Below are 19,050 nucleotides of genomic sequence, written 5' to 3' on the forward strand. Positions count from 1 at the left end.
CCCAGTCGGACCCAACTGTAATGCCGCCTCCGGACCACGTTCGAAGGAAAGACGCGCGACCCGGTCCCTTGGTTGCCGATGCCCGAACGTGACCGATCTCAAGCGGACGGCATTCGATCATCCGCAGCGCACTCGTCAGGCATTTTTGGGGGCAGAGCCGACCAATCAAGATCATTTGGCGGCGGGCGGCGGGCGCGTTGTCAGTGGCAGGTGCGAGGATGCCTGCAGTACTGGCCGACGTGCTCGTGTGACGGTGGGGGAAGTCCGCGGTGGGGGACCGTGGTGGCGGCTTCCGTCCCGGTGTGCGGGCGCCCGCGCGAAGGGACCGCTTACGGCGATGCAGATCCGGCTGACCGTCGTAGACCCGCTGGGCCCGCATGCCCCGGCTGCTCCCGCCGACTCGGCTGCTCCGAACGCTTGGGTGGGGGGCCGCGCCGCGCGTTGTGACGTGCTCGTCACCGCGCCGGCCGGCACGGCCCTGGCCGCGGTCGCCTCCGCGCTGGCCGCCACACTCCCCGGCGAGGGCGCGGGCTCCGGCCAGGTGGTGCTGTACGCGGGTGCGCAGCGCCTCGACGCCCAGCGCAGCACCCTGGGCGAGCCCCCGCTGATCGACGGTGCCGTGCTCTGCCTCGGCGCCCCGGGCGAGCCCGACCCGCACACCGAGCCGGCGGACGTCCCCGCCCAGCTCCACGTGGTCGCGGGTCCCGACGCGGGCGGCGTCCACCTCCTGCACGGCGGCCAGATCCGGCTCGGCCGCTCCGCCGACGCCGACGTCGCGCTCGACGACCCGGACGTCTCCCGCATGCACTGCGCGGTGACCGTCGGTCCCGACGCCCGCGTCTCGGTCGCCGACCTCGGCTCCACCAACGGCACCACCCTTGACGGCGTCCGCGTCGGCGAGCGCCCGGTCCGCTTCGCGCCGGGCGCGCTGCTGCGGATCGGCGAGTCGGCCCTGCGGCTCGTGCCGGTGCCGCCGGCGGCGGAGGTGCGGGTGGCGACGACGCCGGACGGGGAGGGACACGTACGGCTGTCCGGGTACCGGGCGCCCGAAGCGGGCGACGGAGACGCGGTGGTCCACGCGCGCGTGACCGACGGCGCGGGGGGACCCGGCGGTGCGTGCGACCGCTCCCGCGCGACGGGTCCGTCCGGAGCCGCGCGGGCGGGCGGCGGGCCGGGCGCCGCGCCGGACGCCACCGCCCACGGCACCCGGGGCACGGGGCCCGACGGCACCACCGCGCCCGGGGGGCGGACCCACCACGCGTACGGCACCTCGCCGTACGGCGCGGACGCGGCGCCCGCCGAGTCGCCGCAGGTCCCCGGGCAGGGCGGCGCGCCCCGCATCGAGAGCCACGGCACCGGCCCCACGGCGGGCCTGCCCCGGCAGTCCCCCGCCGTGGGCGAGACGCACGGCGGCGCGCAGGGCGCGGGGTCGTACGCGACCGGCGGACACCGCGCGGCGGGGCACCGCACTCCCCCACCGGGCACGCCGGGCGGGGACGGGCACGGCCGGGACGCTTCCGCGCCGGGCGGGTACGGCGCGGGCACCCCGGCCGAGGGCACGCCCCGCGCCGGCACGCCCGAGCGGGACACGCACGGCCCCGGTTCCGCCGCACCGCGCGGGTACGGCGTCGGCGGGGCCGGTGCTGCCCCCTCCGGTGCGCGCGGTTCCCGTACGGGCGCGGCCGGGGAGACGGACCGCCGTTCCGTCGGCACTCGCGGCCGGGGAGGCGGCGCCGCGCCGGACGACCGCACCGGAAGCGGCACCGGTACCGCACCGGGCGCACGGACCGGCCGCAAGGGGACTCCCCTGCGCGGCACCGACGTGCCGCAGGAAGTGCGCAGGCGCGGTGGGATAGGGGCGTGGGCACGGCGGCTGGCCGGCGGCCGGGGCGGTGCTCCGGAGACCGACGCGTCCGGCGCCCACCCGTACGACGACGCGGTGACCGGACCGGCACCGGCGGCCCCGGCCGGCACCTCGCACGCCCCCGAGACCTGGCCGGACCCCGCCTCGCTGCTGCTGACGGCGCTGGGGCCGGGCCCCCGGCTGTGGGAGCGCGGCCCGGGGCACCCGGAGGCGCTCACCGTGCGGCTCGGTACGGCCGACCGGCTGGCGCCGGGCGGTGACGCCCCGCTGCCGGCGGTGCCGGTCACCGCCGACCTGCGCGAGGTCGGCGCACTCGGCCTCGCGGGCCCGCGGGACCGGCTCACCGGGCTGGCCCGCTCGGTGCTGGCCCAGCTCGCCGCGCTGCACTCCGCCGACACCCTGGAGATCGTTCTGATCAGCGCGGACCGCTCCCGTCCGCTCGCCGAGCGGACCGCCGAGTGGTCCTGGCTCGGCTGGCTGCCCCAGGTGCGCCCGGGACACAGCCAGGACTGCCGCCTGCTGCTCGCCCACGACCGCGAACAGGCCACGGCCCGCGCCGACGAACTCCTGCGCCGCCTGGACGACCGCCTCGCGGACGCGGCCCGGTCCGGAGCACACCCCCAGGACTCGGCCGGCCACCCGGACACGGCAGCCGGGTCCGCCCGGCGGCAGCCCTCCTGGGCGCGCCCCGGCGAAGGGACCGACCCGGCCGGCGGCTGCACCGGCCCGTACACCGTGGTCGTCGTGGACGGGGACCCCGGCGGTGCCGACGTGCGCGAGGCGGTGACGCGGCTGGCCCTGGAGGGGCCGCGCGCCGGTGTCCACGTCGTGTGCCTCGCCGAGACGGCCGCCGCCTCCCCGACGTCCCCGGTGGCGCGGACGTACGAGGCCGCCTGCGCGGTGGCTCCGGTGTTCCGGGAGTGCGGTGCCGTGGCGCTGCTCAGCGGCGACGTGGCGACGACCCTGCGGCTGCTGCGCGTCGCCCGTACCGGCACGAACGCGGGCACGGACCCGGAGACGAGCGCCCCGGCCGCTCCCGCAGGACCGGTCGGGCACGGCACCCTCGGCACGCTGGACGCCGTCTCCCTGCCCTGGGCCGAGCGCTTCGCGCGCGCCCTGGCCCCGCTGCGCGCGGACACCGCCGCGGGCGGCGGCGAGCACCACGCGCGCGTGTCCGCACCGCTCCCCCAGACGGCCCGGCTCCTGGACGAACTGGGCCTGGCCCGCGCCACCCCCGCCTCCCTGATGGCCCGCTGGGCCGCCGCGGCCGACGACACGGCGTCCCTCGGGGGACGCGCGCAGGCGGTGCTGGGCGCCGGTCCGCGCGGTCCCGTCCCGGCCGACCTGGTCGCCGAGGGGCCGCACCTGCTGATCGAGGGCCCGCCCGGCAGCGGCCGCACCGAGCTGCTGCGGGCGCTCGTCGCCTCGCTCGCCTCGGCCGAACGCCCCGACCGGCTCGGCATCGTCCTCATGGACGGCCGCGACAGCGTGAGTTCCGGCGGCGCCCACGGCGAGGGTCTGCGCGTGTGCACGGACGTACCGCACGTCACCACCCACCTCACCGCCAACGACCCGGTGCGCATGCGGGAGTTCGCCCAGTCCCTGAGCGCCGAGCTGAAGCGCCGCGCCGAGCTGCTCGGACGGTCGGACTTCGCCGAGTGGCACACCGGCCGCGAGGTCTCGGGCCGCCTGGTCGCCCAGCGCACGCCGACACCGGCGGGGCCCGCGCCGGTCTCCGGCTCCGGTGACGTCGAGTCCCCGCCCAGCTCCACCCTGCGCCTGCGGCCCGCCGCCGAACGCCGCACAGGACCCGTTCCTCCCCTCCCTCGCCTGGTCGTGGTCGTCGACGACCTCGACGCCCTGGTCACTCCCCCGCTCGGTTCCCCGGGGCGCCCCGCCGCGGGGTCGGTGATGCGCGCCCTGGAGGCCGTCGCGCGGGAGGGCGAGCGGCTCGGCGTCCACCTGGTGGCCGCCACCGCTCCCGGCGGCCGTACGGAGAGCACGGAGCCCGCCCTGCGCGCGACTCTGCGCGTCACCCTGGACACACCCGTGCCGGGCCCGGACGAACCGATGCCCGGACGCGGCCGGTTGACCCACCCCGACGGACGCACCACCGCCTTCCAGGGCGGCCGCGTCACGGGCCGCATCCCGCGCACGGCGACCCTGCGCCCCACGGTGGTCCCCCTGGAGTGGCACCGCATGGGCGACCCGCCCACCCGCCGCCCGGTCCGCGAACTGGGCAACGGCCCGACCGACTTGGCCCTGCTGGCCAGCGCCCTGGAGCGGGCGGCCCGCGAGGTCTCGGCGGCGGAGGTCCCGTCGCTCCTGTGACCCGCGTCCGGTTTCGCGCGGGTCCGGCGATGGGACGGGGCGGGCAGGCGGTACGGCTGTCCGCTCGCGGCCTGGTTCTGCGGTGCCAGGGTGCGCAGGACGCAGAACTCGTTGCCCTCGGGGTCTGCCATGACCACCCAGTTCCGGTCCGCACCCCGGCCCACGTCCGTCTTGGTGGCGCCGAGGCCGGGCAATCTGTTGACCTCGTCCTCGGTGCTGCCGTCGATCGGGCTGACGTCGAGGTGAAGCCGGTTCTTCACGGTCTTTCCCTCGGGCACCCGGATGAACTGCGGGGTGGACGGCATCTGGCGGGCCCGGACATCCTCGACGGTCGGCACTCAGGAGCCGATCTCGACCCTGCCCTCGCTCCGGTCGATCGCCTCGAAGCCCAGGACCTCGCACCAGAAGGCGGCGACCCTCTCCGGATGGAACACGGAGGAACCAGTGCCATACCCGCCGCCGCTCACTCCCGAGCAGAAACTCGCCGAAGCGAAACAGCAGTTGGGCCTCCCGCGTATCATCGTGATCTGCGGCTCCACCCGTTTCATGACCGAGATGACCGAGGCCGATCTGCGGGAGACCAGCGCCGGAAGGATTGTCGTCAAGCCGGGCTGCGACATGAAGTCACCGCACCAACTCTGGTCCGTTCCCGCCGAGGCCGAGGCGCTGAAGGCTCGACTCGACGATCTGCACCGAGCGAAGATCAGGCTCGCTGATGAGGTGCTCGTGGTCGGCCCCTACATCGGAGACAGCACCCGAGCCGAAATCACCTACGCCCGGTCGCTGGGCAAGCCCGTGCGGTTCACGCACCCCGACGTCGACCCCGACGCCTGACCTCCACGCCGGACGGCAGGCCCACATGGACCACCCGGGCTACGGAGAAGGCGGGAGTTCCCAGCTGGGCCCGTGTGGGCCCTTGTAGGACATGACCTGTCGAGTAGGGGTGATGGTCAGCCGGAAGTCCTCGCGGGCCGGTTCGCCGTCGAAGACTTCTGCCAGGGCCTCGACGGTGTCCCACAGCCGTTGGGGGCCGCACTGGCGCACGGCTCCGGACACGTGCGCGGTGGCCGTTGAGCCGTCAGGTGTCCAGAGTCCCACTGTTTCGAGTTCTCCCTCGGCGTTGTTCCAGGAGCACGAGTGGTATCCGGGCAGGGCCACCGATGCGGGGAACTTGAGCCGTCCGAGCAGGTCTGTGAGTGGCACTCGGCTGATGGTCGTCGGTTGTCGGGCGACCTCTTCGAACTGCGGAGGTTCTCCATCGGCACGTCGGGCCATGAAGAACGCCGGAGTGTCGAGGAAGCTGCCGACCGCGTGACCCGGGCCTGTGACTGTCACTCGGACAAGTCCGTACCCGAGCGGGACGACGATGACCCGGCCGTACGGCGCTCTGCTGGGACAGCCCCGCGACCCGCCGCCGGCTACTACGGTCGGCCGGAGGCCCACTGTGTCCAGGTGCCGCGCTGCAGCCTCAACGAGTCCGGTGTCGATGTCGACACTGGTCACGTTCGAAGCACCGAGCCGACGGGAGAGCAAGGCCGCGTTGTAGCCGGTGCCGGTGCCGGTGCGAGCACCTGGTCCCCGCCGTCGACGTCCAAGGCCTCGAGCATGCGCAGCATGATCGACGGCTGGCTCGATGAGCTGGTGGGTACGCCGTGATCGTCGAGCTGTGTCGTCAGCGCGTCGTCACGGTAGACCGTCTCCAGGTAGCCGGGGTCTTCCCAGGTTACTGACTGCCAGGCTCCGGCGGCGTCCTGACGGTAGAAGCGGGGCACGAAGACATGCCGGGGGACGGCGGTGAACGCGTCGATCCAATCGCTCTCGCCACCGCGGGCGAGGTCAGCGGCCATCTGGTGGCGGGCCGCGGCGGAGGCGCCGTCGTCGGGCCAGGTCATGCGGTGTCTCCCATCAGGTACTCCGCGTGCGCCGCGGCGATCGGAAGGCCAGTACGGTTCTCGACCCAACTCCAGGTGCCGCATGGGTTGTTCTCGAAGAACACCAACACCCACTGTCCCGCAGGAGTCACGGCGAAGTCGAAGGAACCAAAGGCGATGCCGTAGTGGGCGAGGAACCGACGGACTGCGGTGGCGATGTCGCCGGGAACGTCCACGGTGTCGTACTCGATGTGGTCGTAGTCGGTGCGCCAGTCAGTACCGGCAGCCTCGCTCGTGGTGATCAGCTTGCCGCCGAAGACCTGTCCGCCGACGGCGACCAGCCGCACCTCGTACGCCTTCGGGATGTCTTCCTGGAAGTAGTGCGCGGTGGCGCGAATGCTTTCGTCGAAGTCGGCCGGGTCTACGCGGTGCGTGGCCACCATCAGGCGCCGTTCCCCGCCGACATCGAGTCGGCCACCGAGGACGGGCTTGCAGATCAGCGGTCCGGTCACGTCCTTCGCGAAGCTGCGGGCCGCGTCAGAATCGTTCGTGATGACGCTCCGCGGCACGGTCAGCCCGCACCGGGTCGCGGCCAGCGGAAGGACCTGACGCCGTACGCCGAGACCCGGAGTGTACGGGAGCTGTCCGTACGGGCACGCGAGATCGCAGTGGCCAAGGCGTGAATCGGGGCGCCGGGGGCAGCCGCACCCGCGCCGCCCGCGCCCACTCCGGGTTTCTGATCACGGTCACGACGCGGTCACGATCCCCCCGTTGACCACGGACGCGCCCTTGCCGCTGTCATCCCCCTGGCGTACACCAGAGCCCACGGGACAGCGCCGAGCGTTCGACGAGGAACGAAGAACGGGGCAGTGATGCGCACGAGCAGCACCATCCGGACACGCAGAACCGTCAAGAGGGCCACGAGGCTTTCCGCCACCCTCGCCGCGGGAGCGCTCGCGCTCTCGCTCACCGCGTGCGGCGGCGGCGATGACGACAAGGGCGACGGCGACAAGGCCGACGGCGGGAAGGAGCCGGCCTCCTCCGTCACCCTCCCGAAACTGGACGGAGAGAGCCTGGAGGTCGCCGCCGTCTGGACCGGCGCCGAGCAGGACAACTTCAAGAAGGTCCTCGCCGAGTTCGAGAAGCGCACCGGCGTCAAGGTGACCTTCGTGCCCGCCCAGGACCCGATCATCAACTTCCTCGGCTCGAAGATCGCGGGCGGCGCCCCGCCGGACGTGGCGCTGCTCCCCCAGCCCGGCGCCATCAAGCAGGCCGTCGACAAGGGCTGGGCCAAGCCGCTGGGCGCCGAGGCCACCAAGGAGCTCGGCGAGAACTACTCGCAGGGCTGGCAGGACATAGGCAAGGTCGACGGCAAGCAGTACGGCGTGTACTACAAGGCCGCCAACAAGTCGCTGATCTGGTACAACGCGCAGGTCTTCGAGAACGCGGGCGCCGCCGAGCCCAAGACCTGGGACGAGCTGCTCGACACGGCCCAGACGGTCTACGACTCGGGTGTCACGCCGTTCTCCGTCGGCGGCGCGGACGGCTGGACGCTCACCGACTGGTTCGAGAACGTCTACCTCTCGCAGGCGGGCCCGGAGAAGTACGACCGGCTCGCCAAGCACGAGATCAAGTGGACGGACCCGTCCGTCAAGCAGGCACTGACCACCCTCGCCCAGGTCTGGGGCAAGAAGGACTTCGTCGCGGGCGGCGCTTCCGGGGCGCTCCAGACGGAGTTCCCGGCCTCGGTGACGCAGACCTTCACCGGCGGCGACCAGCCCAAGGCGGGCATGGTCTACGAGGGGGACTTCGTCCAGGTCAACATCGGTGAGACCGAGGCGAAGGTCGGCACGGACGCGAAGGCGTTCCCGTTCCCGGCGGTCGGCGACACCGCGCCGGTGGTGTCCGGCGGCGACGCGGCCGTGGTCCTCAAGGACTCCAAGGCGGCGCAGGCGCTGGCCACCTGGCTGGCCTCGCCGGACGCGGCGGAGATCCAGGCGAAGCTCGGCGGCTTCCTCTCGCCGAACAAGGGCCTCGACGCATCGGCCTACCCGAACGAGGTGCAGAAGAAGATCGCCGAGGCGCTGGTCGCGGCCGGTGACGACTTCCGCTTCGACATGTCGGACCAGGCCCCGCAGGCCTTCGGCGGCACCCCCGGCAAGGGCGAGTGGAAGACGCTGCAGGACTTCCTGAAGAACCCGAAGGACGTCGCGGGCGCCCAGGCGAAGCTGGAGGCGGACGCGGCCGCCGCCTACGGAGGCTGACGCGATGACGTCGGCCACGGCGGCGGGAGCCTCACCGGGCCCCGCCGCCCCCAAGTCACCCAAGTCGCGCAAGAGCGTGACCGGCACCCGCAGGTCCGTGGCGGCGCTGTTCCTGCTGCCCGCCCTGGTGCTGCTCGGCGCGCTCGTGGTCTACCCGATCGGGTACTCGCTGATCCGCAGCTTCTACGACCAGTCCGGCGACTCCTTCGCCGGGTTCGACAACTACGAGGCGCTGTTCACCGACGACGGCATCCGCACCGCCCTGAAGAACAACATCATCTGGGTGGTGTTCGCGCCGACGGTCGCCACCGCGCTCGGTCTGATCTTCGCGGTGCTGACCGAACGCATCCGCTGGGGAACGGCGTTCAAGCTGGTCGTCTTCATGCCGATGGCGATCTCCATGCTCGCGGCCGGCATCATCTTCCGCCTGGTGTACGACCAGGACCCGGACAAGGGCGTCGCCAACGCGGTGTGGGTGGGGGTGCACGACACGTTCGCCGAGTCGTCCGCGTTCCCGAAGGCGCACCCGGGCCGGGACTCGCCGCTGGAGGCGGCCGGCGGCGGCGCGTTCATCACGAAGCAGCCGGTCGGCGCGGGCACCCCCGTCGTCCTGCCCCTCGTGGGCGTCGCCCCCGACCTGATGCCCGACGCCGCGAAGAACGCCGTGGCCGCCGAGCCCGAGGACGGCAAGGTCACCGGCACCACCTGGCAGGACTTCACCCGCGGCAAGGGCGTCGGCAAGCTCGGCGCCGTCGACGCGGCCGAGCTGGGCTATGCCGGAATGAAGATCGAGGCGGTCAAGGACGGCAAGGTCGTCGCGTCGACCAGGGCGGCCGGGGACGGCACCTTCACGCTGCCCGCCGCGGCCGACGGGGCGCTGCTCAGACTGCCCGCGGACAACTTCAAGGAGCCGTACAACGGCCTGAACTGGCTCGGCCCCTCCCTCGTCACCCCGGCGATCATCGGATCGTACGTATGGATGTGGGCGGGCTTCGCGATGGTGCTGATCGCGGCCGGGCTGGCGGGCGTGCCCCGTGAGCTCCTGGAGGCCGCCCGGGTGGACGGCGCCAACGAGTGGCAGGTCTTCAGACGGGTCACGGTGCCGCTGCTCGCACCGGTCCTCGCGGTGGTCGTCGTCACCCTGATGATCAACGTGCTGAAGGTCTTCGACCTGGTCTTCATCATCGCCCCGGGCTCCTCCCAGGACGACGCGAACGTGCTCGCACTGGAGCTGTACCGCAAGGGATTCGCCTCCGACCAGCCGGGCATCGCCAGCGCCATCGCGGTGTTCCTGCTGCTCCTGGTGATCCCGGTGATGTGGTTCAACGTACGGCGACTGAGGCGGGAGGTGCGGCGATGACCGCGGACGCGGGTTCCCTCACCGGAACCGGACCGGGGCCCGGCCCCGGGACCGGGACCACCGCCGCGGCGCCCGGCAGGAGCGTCAGGGCGAAGCAGTCGCTCGGGTCCCGGCTCGCCGAGGCCGTCAGCGGCGGGCTCGTCCGGGTGTTCCTGATCGTGGTGGGCCTGTTCTGGCTGGTCCCGACGATCGGGCTGCTGCTGTCCTCGCTGCGCACGCCCCAGGACATGGCGGCGAGCGGCTGGTGGAAGGTCTTCACCGAGCCGTCCCAGCTGACCTTCCAGAGCTACGAGGAGCTGCTGAAGAACGGCGACATCACCTCCTCCCTCCTCAACACCGCGCTGATCACCGTGCCCGCGACCGTGCTGGTCGTGGTCATCGGGGCGCTGGCCGGATACGCCTTCGCGTGGATGGACTTCCCGGGCCGCGACTGGTGGTTCCTGGCCGTGGTCGGCCTGCTCGTCGTGCCCGTGCAGGTCGCCCTCATCCCGATCGCCGAACTCTTCGGCAAGATCGGCCTGTTCGGCTCGATCCTCGGCGTGATCCTCTTCCACGTCGGCTTCGGCCTGCCCTTCGCGGTGTTCCTGCTGCGGAACTTCTTCGCGGAGATCCCGAGGGAGCTGCTGGAGGCGGCCCGGCTGGACGGCGCGGGCGAACTGCGGCTGTTCGCACGGGTGGTGATGCCGCTCGGCGGGCCCGCGATCGCGAGCCTCGGCATCTTCCAGTTCCTGTGGGTGTGGAACGACATGCTGGTCGCGCTGATCTTCTCGGACTCCGGGAGCCAGCCGATCACGGTCGCCCTGCAGACGCAGGTACGGCAGTTCGGCAACAACATCGACGTGCTGGCACCGGGAGCGTTCATCTCCATGGTGATCCCGCTGGCCGTGTTCTTCGCGTTCCAGCGGCAGTTCGTCTCCGGCGTCATGGCGGGCGCCGTCAAGTAACCGCCGCGGCACCACCCTTGAGGGGGCGTACCGGTCACCGGTGCGCCCCCTCATCCGTACGGGCACAACGTCCCCCGAATGCCTCGGGGACCGTAACCAAGTCGCTCCGGGGGCCGTTGCCGGGCAGAACGCCCGCGCCGATCCCGCCGACCCATGGATGTCCCCGTGCCCCGGTTCAGTGTCATCGTCCCCGCGTACCAGGTGCAGGCGTACCTGCACGCGTGCCTGGAGTCGGTGCTGGCCCAGTCGTACCCGGACTTCGAGGTGATCGTGGTCGACGACTGCTCGCCGGACGCCTGCGGCGCGATCGCCGACGAGTTCGCGGCCCTCGACCCGCGCGTCCGCGTCCTCGGCCTGCCGCGCAACGAGGGCCTGGGGCCCGCCCGCAACGCCGGGATGGAACGGGCGGGCGGCGACTACCTGGTCTTCCTCGACGGCGACGACACCCTCACCCCGCACGCGCTGCGGGGCATCGCGGACCGGCTCAAGGAGACCGGGGAGCCGGACGTCCTGGTCTACGACTACGCGCGCACGTACTGGACCGGCGAGACGGTCCGCAACCAGGCCGCCGCGCACCTCACCGAGCAGGGCCCGGCGCCGTTCCGGCTCGCCGACCGGCCGGGGCTGCTGCGGCTGCTGATGGTGGCCTGGAACAAGGCGGTGCGGCGGGAGTTCGCCGAGCGCGAGGGTCTCGTCTTCCCGCCGGGCCACTACGAGGACACCCCGTGGACGTACCCGGTCCTGATGACGGCGGGGTCCGTCGCCACCCTGGACCGGGTCTGCGTGCACTACCGGCAGCGCCTGCGGGGGAGCATCCTCGGCACGCCGAGCGAACGGCACCTGGACGTGTTCACGCAGTACGACCGCGTCTTCGCGTTCCTGGACGCGCGCGTGGAGACGCACCCGGAGTCCGCCGCGGAGCTGGCCCGCTGGCGGCCGCTCCTGTACCGCCGCATGGCCGACCACCTGACGACGGTGTACACCCACCCCGACCGCGTCCCGCGCTCCCTGCGCGCCGAGTTCCTGCGCCGGGCCCGCGTCCACTGCCGCCGCCACCGGGTCCCCGGCGCCCCCGCCCCGCTGCCCGTCCGCCTGCGCCACGCCCTGCTCCGCCTGGGCCTGCGCCGCACCTACGCCACCCTGCGCCTCGCGTCGGCCCTGCGCCGCCGTACGGCGAAGGTCACGCGGGCCCTCCTGCGCACCGCGCGGACCGGCGCCCTCCGCCTGCACTACCGCGTCCAGCGCTGCCTGCCGCTGCGCGCCGACCGCGCCGTCTTCGCCGTCGAGGGGAACCGGGGGTACGGACGCGACCCGGGCGCGCTGGAGGAGGCGTTCCGCCGCCTCGCCCCGCACGTGCGCACGGCGTGGGCCGCCGACCCCGCACACCACCACACCGTCCCGCCGGACACGCGCCGCCTGACCCCCGGCACGGCCGCCCACTGGAAGGCCCTGGCCCGCTCCCGCTACCTGGTGTGCGACGCGGCCTTCGAACCCGGTCTGGTCCGGCGCCGGGGCCAAATCCTGGTGCAGACGCAGGCCGGCACGCCGCTCAAGCACATGGGCCTTGACCTCCAGGAGCGCCCGGGCGCCGCCCGCGGCACCGACTTCGCCCGGCTGCTGCGGGAGGCCGGCACCTGGGACTACGTGGTCTCCGCCAACCGCCACTCCACCCTGACCTGGGAACGCGTCCACCCCGGCGGCTGGACCACCCTGGAGTACGGGCAGCCGCGCACCGACGTCCTCCAGCGGGCGACGGCGGCGGACGTGGCCCGCCTGCGCGAGACCCTCGGCATCCCCGAGGGCACGGTCGCGATCCTGTACGCGCCCACCCACCGCGACTACCGGCGCACCCAGCGCGCCGCCCTGGACCTGGAGCGGGTCGTGCGCCGTCTCGGCCCGCGCTTCACGGTGCTGGCCCGCGCCCACCCCGCCCACGGCGGGGCGTTCACGGCCTCCGGCGGCCGGGTGCTGGACGTCGGCGACCACCCGCACGTGGAGACGCTGTGCCTGGCCTCGGACGCCCTGGTCACCGACTACTCGTCCCTGATGTTCGACTACGCGGCCCTGGACCGCCCGATCGTGCTCCACGCCGACGAGCCGGAGGCGTACGAGGCGGTCCGCGGCACCTACGTCGACCTGCGTTCCTTCCCGCCGGGCCTCATCGCGCGCGACGAGGACGAGCTGATCGGCGTCTTCGCGGGCGGCGACTGGCGCGGGGCCCGGTCCACGCGGCTGCGGGCCGCCTTCCGCGAGCGGTTCTGCCCGTACGACGACGGCCGCGCCGCCGACCGCGTCGTACACCGGGTCGTCCTCGGCGAGAGCGGACTGCCGCCGGTCGTGCCGCTCGCCGAACGCCGCCCCGCCCCCTCGGCCGCGGCCGCCCTCGTCCGCACCCCGCTGACCACGGTGCCGCAACCCGCGGGGCCGCGCACCGTCACCGACAGCCTCTGACCACCGTTTGCCCAACGGGAGTTCCCATGCCCCGCAGTTCGTCGCGGCCCACTCCGACCCGGCCGCCCACGTGGCGGCCGACGGGGCGGCCGGGCCCGCCGTCGCGACCTGCAGGGACCACGAAAGAAGAGAAAGAGCAGTATGCCCCGCTTCAGCATCATCGTCCCGTCCCATGGGGTCGCGGGGCGGCTCTCCCAGGCACTGGACTCCGTCCTCGGCCAGTCCTTCGGCGACTTCGAGCTGATCCCGGTCTGCGACGGTCCGGACTGCGCCGCCGCGGACGTCGCCGGGGAGCACGCCGGGCGGGACTCCCGGGTGACGCCCGTGCACTCGCCGCCCTCGGCCGGGCTGGCCGGCGCGCGCAACGCCGGGATGCGGGCGGCGACCGGCGCGTACCTGCTGTTCCTCGACGGCGACGACGTCCTCGTGCCGGGCGCGCTGGCGGACCTCGACGCGCGCCTAGCGGACACCGGCGGCGTCGACGTCCTGTACTTCGAGCACGAGCGCGTGCCCTGGTGGGAGGGCGAGACCACCAACCCGGCCGCCCCGCTGCTGGCGAAGGCCCCGGACGGCGCCTTCGCCCCCGACCGCGCCCCGCACCTGACCGGCGTGCACCTGCCCGCGTGGAGCGCGGTGCACCGCCGCACCTTCCTCGCCGAGCGCGGGCTGGACTTCACCGACGGGCACTTCACGGACGTCGGCTTCGGCGCCCGGGTCGCGGTGCGCGCCGAGCGCGTGGCGGTACTGCGCTCCGTGGTCGTGCGGCACCGGGTGCGACGCCAGGGCAACCGGCTGAACCTGCCCGGCGAGCACCACGCGGACCTGCTCGACCAGGCCGAACTGGCGCTCACGTACGCCGTCGAGCGAGGTGTGCCGGTCCAGCGGCTCGGTCCGCTGTTCGAACAGCTCTTCGCGGCGGTCCTGAAGACGGCCGCCCATCCCCGGCGCCTGCCCCGGCGGGGGCGCCGCGCCTTCTACCGCCGGGCGAGCCGCCTCTACCGGCGCCACCGCCCCGCGGGCTTCCGGCCGCCGGGCGGGCGGCTCGGCGTGCAGCACCGGCTGCTGGCGTCGGGCTCGTACACCGGCTTCCGCGCCCTGCGCGCCGCCAACCGGGCCGCGGCCGGTGTCCTGCGCCGCCTGCCGTGGCCGCGCGGGCTGCGCACCCGGCTGCGCTACCGCCGCCATCTGCGCCGCCCGCTGGATCCGAACCTCGTCGTGTACTGCGCCTACTGGGGCCGCGGCTACGCCTGCAACCCCGCCGCGATCCACGCCAGGGCCCGCGAACTCGCCCCGCACCTCAGGTCGGTGTTCCTGGTCGAGCCGGACCAGGCGCACACCGTGCCGGAGGGCGTCGAGCACGCCGTCATCGGCAGCCACCGGTACTGGGAGGTGCTGGCCCGCGCCACGTACCTGGTGAACAACGCCAACTTCGCCGAGGGCGTCGTCAAGCGCCCCGGCAGCGTGCACCTGCAGACGCAGCACGGCACGCCGCTGAAGACGATGGGCGTGGACCAGTCGCCGTACCCGGTGGTGGCGGCGGCCACCGGAAGCTTCACCAAGCTCCTGGGCCGGGTGGACCGCTGGGACTACAACCTGTCCGCCAACCGGCACTCCACCCAGATGTGGGAGCGCGCCTTCCCCGGCTCCTACGAGCACCTGGAGTACGGCTACCCGCGCAACGACGTCTACTGCACGGCCACCGCCGAGGACGTGGCCCGCGTCCGGCGCGAACTGGGCGTCCCGGAGGGAAAGACGGCGGTCCTGTACGCGCCCACCCACCGGGACTACGAGAGCGGGTTCGGCGCGGGCGGCCTGGACCTGGAGGCGTTCTGCGAGGCGGCCGGCGAGGACGTGGTGGTGCTGCTGCGCGCCCACTACTTCTACGACTGGGGCGGGCGGCGGGCCCGCACCGGCCGGATCGTCGACGTGACCGCGCACCGCTCCTCGGAGGACGTGTGCCTGGCCGCGGACGCCCTGGTCACCGACTACTCCTCCATCATGTTCGACTACGCCAACCTGGACCGCCCGATCGTCGTGTACGCCGACGACTGGGACGTCTACCGGGAGACCCGGGGCGTCTACTTCGACCTCATGGCGGCCCCGCCGGGACCGGTGGCGCGCACGCCGCTGGAGCTGGCCCGCCTCTTCGCCGACGGCACCTACGCGGACGCCGAGTCGACGGCGCTGCGGGCGGCCTTCCGGGAACGGTTCTGCGAGTTCGACGACGGCCGGGCCGCCGAGCGCGTCGTACGCCGGGTGCTGCTCGGCGAGCCGCCCGAGGCGCTGCCGCCCGTGGTCCCGCTCGCCCGGCGCGTCCCGGCCCCCGCCGCCGCCACCCTCGTAAGGAGCTGACCCCGCCGTGCCCCGCTTCAGCGTCATCGTCCCCTGCTTCAAGGTGCAGGGCTTCCTGCGCGAGTGCCTCGACTCGGTCCTGGACCAGTGCTTCCGGGACATCGAGGTGATCGCCGTGGACGACTGCTCCCCGGACGGTTCGGGGGCGATCCTGGACGAGTACGCGGCCCGCGACGACCGGGTGCGCGTGCTGCACCTGGAGGAGAACGTCGGCCTGGGCCGGGCCCGCAACGCCGGGATGCCGCACGCCAGGGGCGACTACCTCTTCTTCCTCGACAGCGACGACACCCTCACCCCGGGCGCCCTGCGCGCCATGGCCGACCGGCTCGCGGAGACGGACGATCCGGACGTGCTGGTCTTCGACTACGCGCGCACCTACTGGTGGGGCGGCACCCGGCGCAACGTCCTGGCCCGGGTGCTCGCGGAGGCGGGCGGCGGCACGTTCACGGCGGCCGGGCACCCCGAGATCCTCGACCTGCTGATGGTGGTGTGGAACAAGGTCTACCGGCGCGACTTCGTGGAGCGGGAGGGCTTCACCTTCCCGCCCGGCTACTACGAGGACACGCCCTGGACCTTCCCGGTCATGTTCAGCGCGGAGCGGATCGCGGCGCTCGACCGCATCTGCCTGAACTACCGGCAGCGCCGCCAGGGCAACATCCTGTCGACCACCAGCCGCAAGCACTTCGACGTCCACGCGCAGTACGAGCGGGTCTTCGCCTTCCTCGACGCCCGCCCGGAACTGGCGAGCCGGTGGCGGCCGTTCCTGCACGCCAAGATGGGCGAGCACTGCCTGGACATCCTGTCCAAGCCGGACCGGCTGCCGCCGTCCGACCGGGCCGAGTTCTTCCACCGCACCGCCCGGATGTTCCGCGCGTACCGGCCGAAGGGCGCCACGGTTCCCGCCGAACTCCGGGTGCTGGAGGGGCCGTACGCCGCCTACCTGCTGCGCCGGCAGTCCGGGCGGGCCGCCCGGGAGCTGGAGCGCCGGACGCGGCAGGCGCGCGGCGCGGCCGCCGGGCGGCTTCGCCGGGCCGCGAGCGCCGTGCACGTGCGCCGTCCTCTCGACCCGGACCTCGTCGTGTACTCGGCGTTCTCCCACCGTGGGGTGCTGGGCGACCCGGCGGCCATCCACCGCGCGGCCCGGGAACTGGCCCCGCACCTGCGCGGGGTGTGGGTGGTGCGCGACGAGGAGTGCGCGGCCGACCCCGCGCTGCTGCCGCCGGGCACCGAGCACGTGCTCCTGGGCAGCGCCGCCTACCGGCGGGTGACCGAGCGGGCGGCGTTCCTCGTCAACAACGTCAACTGGCCCGGCACGGTGGCGAAACGGGAGGGCAGCGTCCACATCCACACCCACCAGGGCACCCCGCTCAAGTACATGGGCGTCGACCTGCTGGGCAGGCCCGGCGCCCGGCACGGCCTGGACGTGCCGCAGATGCTGCGCCGGGCCGACCGCTGGGACCACAGCCTGGTCGCGGGCCGGTACGCGGAGCGGATCTGGGAGCGGGCCTACCCCTGCCACTTCGCGTCCGCGCGCACCGGCAGCCCGCGCAACGACGTGCTGGTCGACGCCGGTCCCGAGGACGGCCGCCGGGTCCGCGAGCGGCTCGGCGTCCCCGACGGCCACACCGTCGTGCTGTACGCGCCGACCCGCCGCGAGTACCGGCGCGGCGGGCTCGTCGAACGCCTCGACGTGGCCCGGCTCGCCGCCGACCTCGGCGAGGACCACACCCTGCTGGTCCGCCTGCACCCCTCCCTCGCCACCGGCCCGGCCCGCGGCCTGGGCCTGTCGGAGCTGCACCGGCGGGGCGTGGTGGTCGACGCGACGGACGAGCCGCACGTCGAGGACCTGATGCTCGCCTCGGACCTGCTGATCACCGACTACTCCGCCCTGATGTTCGACTACGCCCTCCTGGACCGCCCGGTCGTGATCCACGCCGACGACTGGGGCCCGTACACGGCGACCCGCGGCGCGTACTTCGACGTCACCGAGGAGGCACCCGGTCACGTCTCGCGTTCCTACCGGGAGCTGGCGTGGCTGCTGGCGTCCGGGGCGTGGCGGGACGAGGAGGCGGCCCGGCTGCGGGCGGCCTTCCGGGCCCGGTACTGCGAGTACGAGGACGGCCGGGCCGCCGAGCGGGTGGTGCGGACGCTGCTCCTCGGCGAGCCGATGCCCGGCCCGGAACCGTCGGGCGTCCCCGGCGCCCGGGGCGTCCCGTCCGGACGCGACCTGCTGCCCTCCACATGAGACCCCGCGGCCCGGTCGCGGGCGGGCTGGTGCTGGTCGCCGTGTTCGCCGCGCTCCAGCTGGCGAACGTCACCGGCCGGGACACCCCCGACACCAGGAACTACCTGTCGTACGCGCTGAGCCTGGCCGGTGAGAGCAAGCGCGGGGCGGCGACGGCCACCATCGAGTACGTGTGCGCGAGCCGGGCGGAGCAGGCCCGCCGCAACCAGAGCGTGCACGTGGTCCGCTTCCACCGCCCCGATCCCACCGCCGAGGTGACGGCCGAGTGCCGCGCGCAGGAGTGGGCGGCGGTCGAGCCGCGGCTGGCGGCCGGGCAGACCGGCGGGCACACCGTGCCGTACATGTCGGAGCGCTTCATGGCGATCTTCGAGGCGCGCCCGGGTTACCCGGCGTTCCTGGTGCCGTTCGTCCTGGCCTTCGGGGTGACGTGGGGCCTGTGGGCGGCGGGGGTGGTGATCGCGGGCGTGGGCGGCGTCCTGGTCTTCCTGATCCTGCGGGCCCTGGCGGTGCCGGCGCCGCTCGCGCTGGCCGGGCAGGCGCTGTACTACGTGCTGCCGTGCGGGACGACGGCGATGCGCCCGATGACCGAGGGCCTGCTGATGGCGCTGACCCTGGCGGCGGTCTGGGGCTGCGCGCTGGTGCTGCGGGCGGGGCGGCCGCGGACCGGGCTCGCGCTGGTCGCCGGTTCGCTGCTCGCCCTGTTCGCGGTCAAGCACTCCCAGGCGCTCTTCCTGGGCCTCGGTCTGGCGGCGGCGGGCGGGGTGATCGGCCTGCGCCGGCACCGGCGACGCCGCCGGCGGCCGGGCGGTCCGGCGCCCCGCGAGGTGCTGGCGCTCGCCGCCGTGGGCCTGGCGGGCGTGGCCGGCACCCTGCTGCTGGCGCGGCTGCTGCACTACCCCTCCGAGGCGGACAGCCTCCAGGACCTGCTCACCGACCACTACGCCCGTCCCGACCGTGCGCGTCCGTGGCCGGAGTTCTGGCAGCTGCAGGGCAACTTCTGGGTGGAGTGGCTGCGCCGGCAGGCCTGGCAGCCGCTGTTCGCGGCGGCGCTGGCCGCCGGGGCGTGGGGTGCGCTGCGGCGCGGGGGCGCGGTCGGCGGTTTCCTGGTCGCGGCGGCGTTCACCGGGGTACTGACGCAGGCCGGGCATCCGGACATCAACATCTGGGGCGAGCGGCTGATCGTGCTGGCGTGGCTGCTGCCGGTGGTGGGGGTGCCGCTGCTGCTGGAGCCGGTGGTGCGGGGCGGCCGGGTGCCGTTGCCGGCGCAGGGGCAGCCGGAGCGGGCGGGGGCGGTCGGCTGAGCGTCACCCGTTGAGGTGACTTGGGGTCATGGGCCGGACCCCATCGGGAACATACGGCAAATGCCCC

At 74.0% G+C, this 19,050-nt stretch carries 12 protein-coding genes and 2 pseudogenes; 9 read left to right on the top strand and 5 right to left on the bottom strand.

Features of this window, described 5'->3' with window-relative positions; translation table 11 throughout:
- Positions 1-337: 337 nt before the first annotated feature.
- A complete protein-coding gene (locus ACIQFU_RS02590) occupies positions 338-4,195 on the top strand; it encodes an FHA domain-containing protein (protein ID WP_402548413.1) in 3,858 nt (1,285 codons plus the stop codon).
- 80 nt (positions 4,196-4,275) lie between these two features.
- On the opposite strand, the pseudogene ACIQFU_RS02595 reads toward ACIQFU_RS02590, so the two are convergent.
- Positions 4,276-4,662 (bottom strand): annotated as a pseudogene (locus ACIQFU_RS02595) (VOC family protein); the annotation flags it as partial.
- Between ACIQFU_RS02595 and ACIQFU_RS02600 the strand changes: the two are divergent.
- The gene (locus ACIQFU_RS02600) at positions 4,640-5,029 is read left to right on the top strand and encodes a hypothetical protein (RefSeq protein ID WP_402548488.1); all 390 of its coding nucleotides are present in this window, start codon (positions 4,640-4,642) and stop codon (positions 5,027-5,029) included. The pseudogene ACIQFU_RS02595 and the gene ACIQFU_RS02600 overlap by 23 nt on opposite strands.
- 39 nt (positions 5,030-5,068) lie before the next feature.
- On the opposite strand, the gene ACIQFU_RS02605 is transcribed toward ACIQFU_RS02600, so the two are convergent.
- The 4 genes and pseudogenes from ACIQFU_RS02605 to ACIQFU_RS02620 form a co-directional block, all read right to left on the bottom strand.
- Positions 5,069-5,398 (bottom strand): hypothetical protein, encoded by a 330-nt coding sequence (locus tag ACIQFU_RS02605; protein WP_402548490.1) that lies wholly within the window; start codon positions 5,396-5,398, stop codon positions 5,069-5,071.
- Positions 5,399-5,617: 219 nt separating this feature from the next.
- Positions 5,618-5,698, bottom strand: a pseudogene (locus ACIQFU_RS02610) (hypothetical protein); the annotation flags it as partial.
- The gene (locus tag ACIQFU_RS02615) at positions 5,695-6,087 is read right to left on the bottom strand and encodes a hypothetical protein (protein WP_402548414.1); all 393 of its coding nucleotides are present in this window, start codon (positions 6,085-6,087) and stop codon (positions 5,695-5,697) included. The gene ACIQFU_RS02615 and the pseudogene ACIQFU_RS02610, both read right to left, overlap by 4 nt.
- On the bottom strand, positions 6,084-6,578 hold the full coding sequence (locus ACIQFU_RS02620; protein ID WP_402548416.1) for a hypothetical protein: 495 nt from the start codon (positions 6,576-6,578) through the stop codon (positions 6,084-6,086). The genes ACIQFU_RS02615 and ACIQFU_RS02620 overlap by 4 nt, the downstream gene beginning before the upstream one ends.
- 360 nt (positions 6,579-6,938) lie before the next feature.
- Between ACIQFU_RS02620 and ACIQFU_RS02625 the strand changes: the two genes are divergently transcribed.
- The 7 genes from ACIQFU_RS02625 to ACIQFU_RS02655 all read left to right on the top strand — a co-directional run bounded on the left by ACIQFU_RS02625 (position 6,939) and on the right by ACIQFU_RS02655 (position 18,983).
- On the top strand, positions 6,939-8,330 hold the full coding sequence (locus ACIQFU_RS02625) for an ABC transporter substrate-binding protein (RefSeq protein ID WP_402548418.1): 1,392 nt from the start codon (positions 6,939-6,941) through the stop codon (positions 8,328-8,330).
- Between the two features lie 4 nt (positions 8,331-8,334).
- Positions 8,335-9,690, top strand: coding sequence for a carbohydrate ABC transporter permease (locus tag ACIQFU_RS02630; RefSeq protein ID WP_402548419.1), 1,356 nt, complete (start codon positions 8,335-8,337; stop codon positions 9,688-9,690).
- On the top strand, positions 9,687-10,634 hold the full coding sequence (locus tag ACIQFU_RS02635; protein WP_402548421.1) for a carbohydrate ABC transporter permease: 948 nt from the start codon (positions 9,687-9,689) through the stop codon (positions 10,632-10,634). The genes ACIQFU_RS02630 and ACIQFU_RS02635 overlap by 4 nt, the downstream gene beginning before the upstream one ends.
- 165 nt (positions 10,635-10,799) lie before the next feature.
- On the top strand, positions 10,800-13,085 hold the full coding sequence (locus ACIQFU_RS02640; RefSeq protein ID WP_402548422.1) for a CDP-glycerol glycerophosphotransferase family protein: 2,286 nt from the start codon (positions 10,800-10,802) through the stop codon (positions 13,083-13,085).
- A 141-nt stretch (positions 13,086-13,226) separates the two neighbouring features.
- Positions 13,227-15,437 carry a CDP-glycerol glycerophosphotransferase family protein gene (locus ACIQFU_RS02645; RefSeq protein WP_402548423.1) on the top strand — a complete coding sequence of 737 codons (2,211 nt, stop codon included), beginning with the start codon at positions 13,227-13,229 and terminating at the stop codon, positions 15,435-15,437.
- 7 nt (positions 15,438-15,444) lie between these two features.
- Positions 15,445-17,682, top strand: coding sequence for a CDP-glycerol glycerophosphotransferase family protein (locus ACIQFU_RS02650; RefSeq protein WP_402548425.1), 2,238 nt, complete (start codon positions 15,445-15,447; stop codon positions 17,680-17,682).
- On the top strand, positions 17,679-18,983 hold the full coding sequence (locus ACIQFU_RS02655; protein WP_402548427.1) for a hypothetical protein: 1,305 nt from the start codon (positions 17,679-17,681) through the stop codon (positions 18,981-18,983). Before ACIQFU_RS02650 ends, ACIQFU_RS02655 begins: the two co-directional genes overlap by 4 nt.
- Positions 18,984-19,050: the final 67 nt, after the last annotated feature.

This window comes from Streptomyces sp. NPDC093065 (genome assembly GCF_044754585.1).
Classification (GTDB): Bacteria; Actinomycetota; Actinomycetes; order Streptomycetales; family Streptomycetaceae; genus Streptomyces.